This window comes from Ferribacterium limneticum (assembly GCF_020510565.1).
Lineage (GTDB): Bacteria > Pseudomonadota > Gammaproteobacteria > Burkholderiales > Rhodocyclaceae > Azonexus > Azonexus limneticus_B.
The window spans coordinates 3,451,436-3,457,500 of the sequence record NZ_CP075189.1 but is presented as its reverse complement, the minus strand read 5'-3'; the positions used below and the strand labels follow the sequence as shown (position 1 = coordinate 3,457,500).

The following is a 6,065-nucleotide window of genomic DNA, read 5'->3' as shown; positions in this document are numbered from 1 at the left end:
TGACCGAGTTTGACGGCAAGCATCTGCAATCCGTCGCCAAGGGTGGTCTTGATCTTGGCAAGCTGGAAGATGAAACCGAGAAGCAGGAAGCCGAAAAGGCCGCTGACGAGTACAAGGAACTGCTCGAGAAGGTGAAAGCGTCGCTTGGTGACAAGGTGAAGGATGTTCGCGTTACCTATCGCCTGACCGATTCGCCGTCCTGCCTGGTATCTGACGAGCATGACCCGTCGGGCAACCTGGCCCGCCTGATGAAGGCGGCTGGTCAGCCGATGCCGAACTCGAAGCCTATCCTCGAAATCAATCCGCAGCACCCGGCGGTGATGCGCTTGAAGTACGAGGAAAGCCGTTTCGATGACTGGGCAGCGCTGTTGTTCGAACAGGCGACGCTGGCCGAAGGCGGCCAGTTGGATGATCCGGCCGGTTTCGTCAAACGCATCAACGATCTGATGATGGCGCTATCCGCCAAGTAAGCTGCCGGAATTTCGGTAACGACAAGAGGGTCACCCAAGGGTGGCCCTTTTTCACGAGTGGAAATTGGCATGAATTTCCGGTTGACCGTAGCATTGGATGTCAGGTTTCGCGCCGCCTTGACCGGCAAACCGGGTACACTGTCGTCCTTTCGAGAAACTGATTTCAGGCCGCATTTTCACAGGCCTTTGACCCGCTGATTCCCCGCCGTTTCTCATTCCTCCGCTATTCATAGGTACTCCGATGCATCCAGTCCACGACGTTGACTCCCTTCTCATTCTCGCCACGGCGCTTTCTTCCAAGCGGCGGCCGGGCGAACTGGTCGAGATCGTTGCGGCGGCTGATCTGCTGCAGAACAACATTCCCAACGAGGCGAAGCTGGTCGAGGCGTTTGATCGCTTGGCCAAGCATGGCCTGATCAAGGCGGAGGGCGGTGGGTTCGTGCTGACTGCTGCCGCGCAGGAAATCGTGACCGGCCTTCCCCGCAAGGCGGAAAATCCGGAACGCCTGTTCGCCATCAAGGACAGGCTCTCGGCTTACAACGTCAAGGGCGAGCATGCCGGCGTAACCGTTGATCCCGCTGACGTGACCGCGGCCATTCTGGCCCATCGCGCTTCGGAGAAGACGACTGCCAAGAATCTGCTGGTCCCCAAGCCAAAGCCGGAGGCCGAAGTTCATAAGCCGGGCCAGCGCCAGCGCAAGCCGATGCCGGCGCGCAAGCGCAAGGTTTGAGCGGCGCATGAGCGAGAATTCCACCGCCAGCAACGCTTTTGACACGCTGCCCTTGTCGCCGGCCATGCTGGCCAATCTGGTGCAGCTTGAATATCTGAGCATGACGCCGATCCAGGCCGCCAGCCTGCCGCTGGCCCTGGCTGGCCAAGATCTGATCGCCCAGGCCAAGACCGGCAGCGGCAAGACCGCCGCCTTCGGCCTTGCCTTGCTCAATCGCCTGAATACCAGCCGTTTTGCCGTGCAGGCCATGGTCCTTTGCCCGACGCGCGAGCTGGCCGATCAGGTGACGCAGGAAATCCGTCGTCTGGCCCGCTTTGAAGAGAACATCAAGGTGCTCTCGCTGGTCGGTGGCTCGACGCTGCGCAATCAGGCGAACAGTCTGGAAAACGGCGTGCATATCGTCGTCGGCACGCCCGGTCGCATCATGGATCACATGGAGCGCGGTTATCTCAAGCTCGACGAGCTGAACACGCTGGTCTTCGACGAAGCCGACCGCATGCTCGACATGGGCTTCCATGACGACATTGCCTACGTCGCCAAGCGTTGCCCCGCGCAGCGCCAGACACTGCTGTTTTCGGCGACTTATCCGGAAGGCATCGCCCAGCTGGCCAAGCAGTTCTTGCGTCAGCCGAAGGAGGTCAAACTCCTTGAGCAGCACGAAGAAACGAAAATTCGCCAGCGTTTTTACGAGGTGAAACACGAAGAGCGTCTCGACGCCGTCGTGCGCCTGCTCAAACATTACCGCCCGGTCAGCACGCTGGCCTTCTGCAACACCAAGCAGCAGTGCCGCGATCTGGTCAATGTCCTGCGCCACGCCGGTATTCACGCGCTCACGCTGAATGGTGATCTGGAACAGCGCGAGCGCGATCAGGTGTTGATCCAGTTCGCCAATCGCAGTTGCTCGGTGCTCGTGGCGACCGATGTCGCAGCCCGTGGCCTCGATATCGATCAGCTGGAAGCGGTCATCAACGTCGATGTGACGCCCGACCCGGAAATCCACATTCACCGCATCGGCCGCACCGGCCGGGGCGATGAGGAGGGCTGGGCGCTGAGCTTGTGCAGTTCCGGCGACCGCCGCCGTGTGGCGACTATCGCCGAGATGATGAAGTGCAAGCTCGACGTGCTCGACTTGAAAACTGTCGAAGTCACTGACGACTCACCGCTCGTGCCGCCGATGTCCACGCTGCTCATGCTCGGCGGGCGCAAGGACAAAATTCGCCCCGGTGACGTCATGGGCGCGCTGGCCGGTGAGGCCGGCCTGACCCGCGAGCAGGTCGGCAAGATCACGGTGACTGATCAGAGCACCTACGTCGCCGTGGCGCGTGGTGTTGCCAAGGAAACGGTGCGCAAGCTGTCGGCAGGCAAGGTCAAAGGCAAGACCGTCAAGGTGCGGATTCTGACCAATTAAGCGGTTTTGAAATCACGCCAGCCATTGGCGTGATTTCAATTTTGGCTGTTTTTTCCGGTTGACCGTGGAAACGTTTTCACCGGTCGATGGCGTGCTTTTCGCGTTCCCAATCGGCAAACCAGTCGGTCAGCGGCCGACTTTCGCCGAGTCCGGCCAGCCGGTGATCGATGGCGTCGTGGTTGCCCCAGACCACGTTCGACAACTCGCCATTGGCAACCTGCTGTTCGATGTCGTGGCAATACAGCCCGAGGCCTTGCTGCATGTAGAAACCGTAGCTGCGGCAGGCCACCGGGCGATGCACATAGACCGGGCAGGCGCCGGTGGCGTGGTCGAGCAGCGGGCAGATGACCGGGCGCTCAGCCGATCCAGCCAAAGCAGCGATCTCCCGGCTGATGGCCTGCAGATGATCAGCTGCCAGTTCGGCCAGCCCCTCGCGCAGCAAATTCCACTCGGCGGCGGTCAATTGCGGCACTTCGGCCAGGCGTTTGCAACAACTGTCGCAGCCCTTGCCGCACAGCCAGTCGGCGTGGTTTTCGCGGATGCTGAGAACGCGGGAATCGATGTCGGCGTGGAGTTCGGTCAGTTGGCTCATTGGCAAGGTATTTCAATTTTGGCCATTTTTTCCAGTCGACCGTAGCATTCACGAATTCCCGGCCGAAACTTCGGCCGCCCACAACGGCGGGCCGCCGGCGGCCAGGTGGCACAAATAGGCGCGCAGGTCGAATTCCAGCTGGAAGTAATTCGCCTCCATGTGCTGGCAAAGTTGATAGAACGCCTTGTCGTGCTCTGGTTCCTTGAGGTGGGCGATTTCATGGACGACGATCATTTGCAGGAACTCCGGCGGCATCTCGCGGAAGATGCTGGCGACGTGGATTTCGCGCTTGCTCTTGAGCTTGCCGCCCTGGATGCGGGCGATCCGGCTGTGGATGCCGAGCGCTTTTTGCAGCGTCTGCAACTTGCCATCAAAAGCCACCTTGCTCGGCTGCGGCGCGTTGCGCAAATACGTCGCCTTGATCTCCTGAACGTAGTCGTAGAGCGCCCTGTCGGTGCGTATTTGGTGCACCTCGGGATACTTCTGGCGCAGTACCTGGCCGAGCTGATCCTGTTCGATCAGCCGGTGCACCGAATCCGTCAGATGCGCGGGGTAGCCGGCGAGGTAGTTGGGCGTGGCGAGTTTGGTCATGGCGCGCCGATTTTACTGGAAGCCTCGGCGCTTTTCTGGCGGGCACGCGGCAATCAACGATAAGCTAGCGCGAAATTTCAAAATCGATTCACCCATGCAAAACCCCGTCCTCATCATCGTCATTGCCCAACTCTTCGGCACCTCGCTGTGGTTTTCCGCCAACAGCGCGGCCGACGACCTGATCCGCGCCTGGGGCATCGCGCCGGCCGACATCGGGACGCTGACCAATGCCGTGCAACTCGGCTTCATCCTCGGCACGCTGACCTTCGCCATTTCCGGTCTGGCCGACCGCTTCGCCGCGAGCCGCATCTTCGCCGTCTGTGCCGTGCTTGGCGCCATCTGCAACGGTGCCTTCGCCCTGCTCGCCGATGGCATGGCGTCAGCTGTCCCCCTGCGTTTCGCCGTCGGCTTCTGTCTGGCCGGCGTCTACCCGCTGGGCATGAAACTGGTTGTCAGTTGGGTGCCCGAGCGGGCCGGTGCCGCGCTGGCCCAGCTGGTCGGCATGCTGACGCTGGGCACCGCCTTGCCGCACGGCATCCGCCTGGCCGGGGCAGGGTGGTCGTGGCAGGCGACCATTCTTGTTTCATCCGGACTGGCATTGCTGGCCGCAGTCATGATCTTCCACCTCGGTGACGGGCCGCACCTCAAGCGCCGGCACGGTGCGCCGCCTTTGCGTCTGGGCCGCGTCTTCTACGCCTTCTCGGTGCGCGAATTCCGCGCCTCCGCCTTCGGTTATTTCGGTCATCAGTGGGAGCTTTACGCTTTCTGGACGCTGACCCCGGCTCTCATCATCCTGAGCGGCCTGGCCGAGGCGGGGAGCCGCCAACTCTCCGGGCAGGCCTTCGCCATCATCGGCATCGGCGCGCTGGGTTGCCTGTTCGGCGGCTGGTGGAGCCAGCGCATCGGTAGCGCGCGTGTGGCGGCCACGGCTTTGGCCGGCTCGGCGATCTGCTGCGCCCTGTTTCCGCTGACCGGCGACTGGCCGGCCGCCGCCAGGATTGCCTTGCTGCTCCTTTGGGGCGCCACGGTTGTCGCCGATTCGCCACATTTTTCGGCCCTCTCGGCCCGCGCCTGCCCGCCGGAAATCGTCGGCAGCGCGTTGGCTTTTCAGAACTCCATCGGTTTTGCCATCACCATGTTTTCCATCCAGCTCGGCACCGCGTGGATCGCCGACTGGGGCATGAGCATCGCCTGGCTCCTCCTGCCCGGGCCGCTGCTCGGCTTGCTCGGCCTTTACCCGCTCTGGCGTTCAGCGCGCTGAGCCGGGCCTACCAGGGCAATTCGGCGTTGCCGTCGGTGGCGCTACGGTAGGCGGCGAAGCGTTCGGTCAGGAAATCGAGAAACACCCGCACCTTGGCCGACAGGTTCAGGCGTTGCGGGTACAGCGCGTAGATGTCGGCCGGGCTGCCCGACCATTCGGGCAGAATGCGGACCAGCCGGCCGGCCCGCAGCTCGGCTGCCGTATCCCACAAGGAGCGCAGCAGGATGCCATGGCCGTCGAGCCCCCAATCGACCGCCACCTCGCCGTGATTGGTACTCAGCTTGCTGCTCACCTTGACGTTGCGGCACTGCTTGCCGGCGCACAGCGTCCACGTGCCGAAGGCGCCACTGCCTTCGCGGATGACGATGCAGTCATGGCTGCCCAGATCGTCCGGGTCCAGCGGTTCACCGCGGCGGGCCAGGTAAGCGGGCGACGCAAACAGGTAGCGCTGGTTGGAGGCGATCTTGCGGGCCACGACGCGCGCCTCCGGCGGTTCGCCAAAACGGATGGCGATATCGAAACTCTGGTCGCCCGGCATGACGGCCTGATCGCCCAGCGTGAGCTGGATGTCGACGGCCGGGTACTGGCGGACGAACTCGGAAACGGCCGGGGCCAGCTGACGGCGGCCGAAACCGTAGGTGGCGTGGATGCGCAGCAGGCCGCGCGGTTCGGCCCGGGTGCGCGTCAGCGTCTGTTCCAGCGCCTCGATTTCACCGAGGATGCGCCGGCTTTCGGCCAGGTAAAGCTCGCCCTCCGGTGTCAGGCTCATCCGGCGCGTCGTCCGCGTCAACAGGCGGACACCAAGGCGCTGTTCAAGCTGTGCCAGGCGACGGCTGACGGCAGGGCCGGTCAGCCCAAGCTCGCGGGCCGCCCGGGCCAGGCTGCCCTGCTGGGCAAGCAGGCTGAAGAAAGCAAGTTCGGATGACATCGGTTTATTGATAAATAAAATTAACGAATCAAGTAAATTTAGCGATATTTTAGCTTTTGTGCAAAGCAGTAACATGGCCCGACAT

7 protein-coding genes (1 of these 7 cut by a window edge) are annotated in these 6,065 nt (G+C 62.4%); 4 read left to right on the top strand and 3 right to left on the bottom strand.

The genetic code is table 11. The features are described from left to right. The 3 genes from htpG to dbpA all read left to right on the top strand — a co-directional run. A protein-coding gene (gene htpG, locus KI610_RS16540) for a molecular chaperone HtpG (protein ID WP_226496051.1) crosses the window boundary here: on the top strand, window positions 1-470 show its end. 1,441 nt of this gene lie to the left of the window's left edge; 470 of the gene's 1,911 nt are visible here — the last part of the coding sequence; the start codon falls outside the window, past its left edge; the stop codon is at window positions 468-470. Window positions 471-711: 241 nt separating this feature from the next. After that, window positions 712-1,200, top strand: coding sequence for a hypothetical protein (locus tag KI610_RS16535; RefSeq protein WP_226496050.1), 489 nt, complete (start codon window positions 712-714; stop codon window positions 1,198-1,200). Between the two features lie 7 nt (window positions 1,201-1,207). After that, window positions 1,208-2,608 (top strand): ATP-dependent RNA helicase DbpA, encoded by a 1,401-nt coding sequence (gene dbpA / locus KI610_RS16530; RefSeq protein ID WP_226496049.1) that lies wholly within the window; start codon window positions 1,208-1,210, stop codon window positions 2,606-2,608. Window positions 2,609-2,684: 76 nt separating this feature from the next. Here the strand turns inward: dbpA and KI610_RS16525 are convergent, their stop codons facing one another. Further along, on the bottom strand, window positions 2,685-3,200 hold the full coding sequence (locus tag KI610_RS16525; protein ID WP_226496048.1) for a YkgJ family cysteine cluster protein: 516 nt from the start codon (window positions 3,198-3,200) through the stop codon (window positions 2,685-2,687). 48 nt (window positions 3,201-3,248) lie between these two features. Continuing rightward, window positions 3,249-3,791: a YgjP-like metallopeptidase domain-containing protein gene (locus tag KI610_RS16520; protein WP_226496047.1), complete on the bottom strand. Its 543-nt coding sequence runs from the start codon at window positions 3,789-3,791 to the stop codon at window positions 3,249-3,251. Between the two features lie 94 nt (window positions 3,792-3,885). Between KI610_RS16520 and KI610_RS16515 the strand changes: the two genes are divergently transcribed. Then, on the top strand, window positions 3,886-5,052 hold the full coding sequence (locus KI610_RS16515) for an MFS transporter (protein WP_226496046.1): 1,167 nt from the start codon (window positions 3,886-3,888) through the stop codon (window positions 5,050-5,052). A 7-nt stretch (window positions 5,053-5,059) separates the two neighbouring features. Here KI610_RS16515 and KI610_RS16510 read toward each other — a convergent pair whose 3' ends face one another. Continuing rightward, window positions 5,060-5,980, bottom strand: a complete 921-nt coding sequence (locus tag KI610_RS16510; RefSeq protein WP_226496045.1) for a LysR family transcriptional regulator — start codon at window positions 5,978-5,980, stop codon at window positions 5,060-5,062. Window positions 5,981-6,065: the final 85 nt, after the last annotated feature.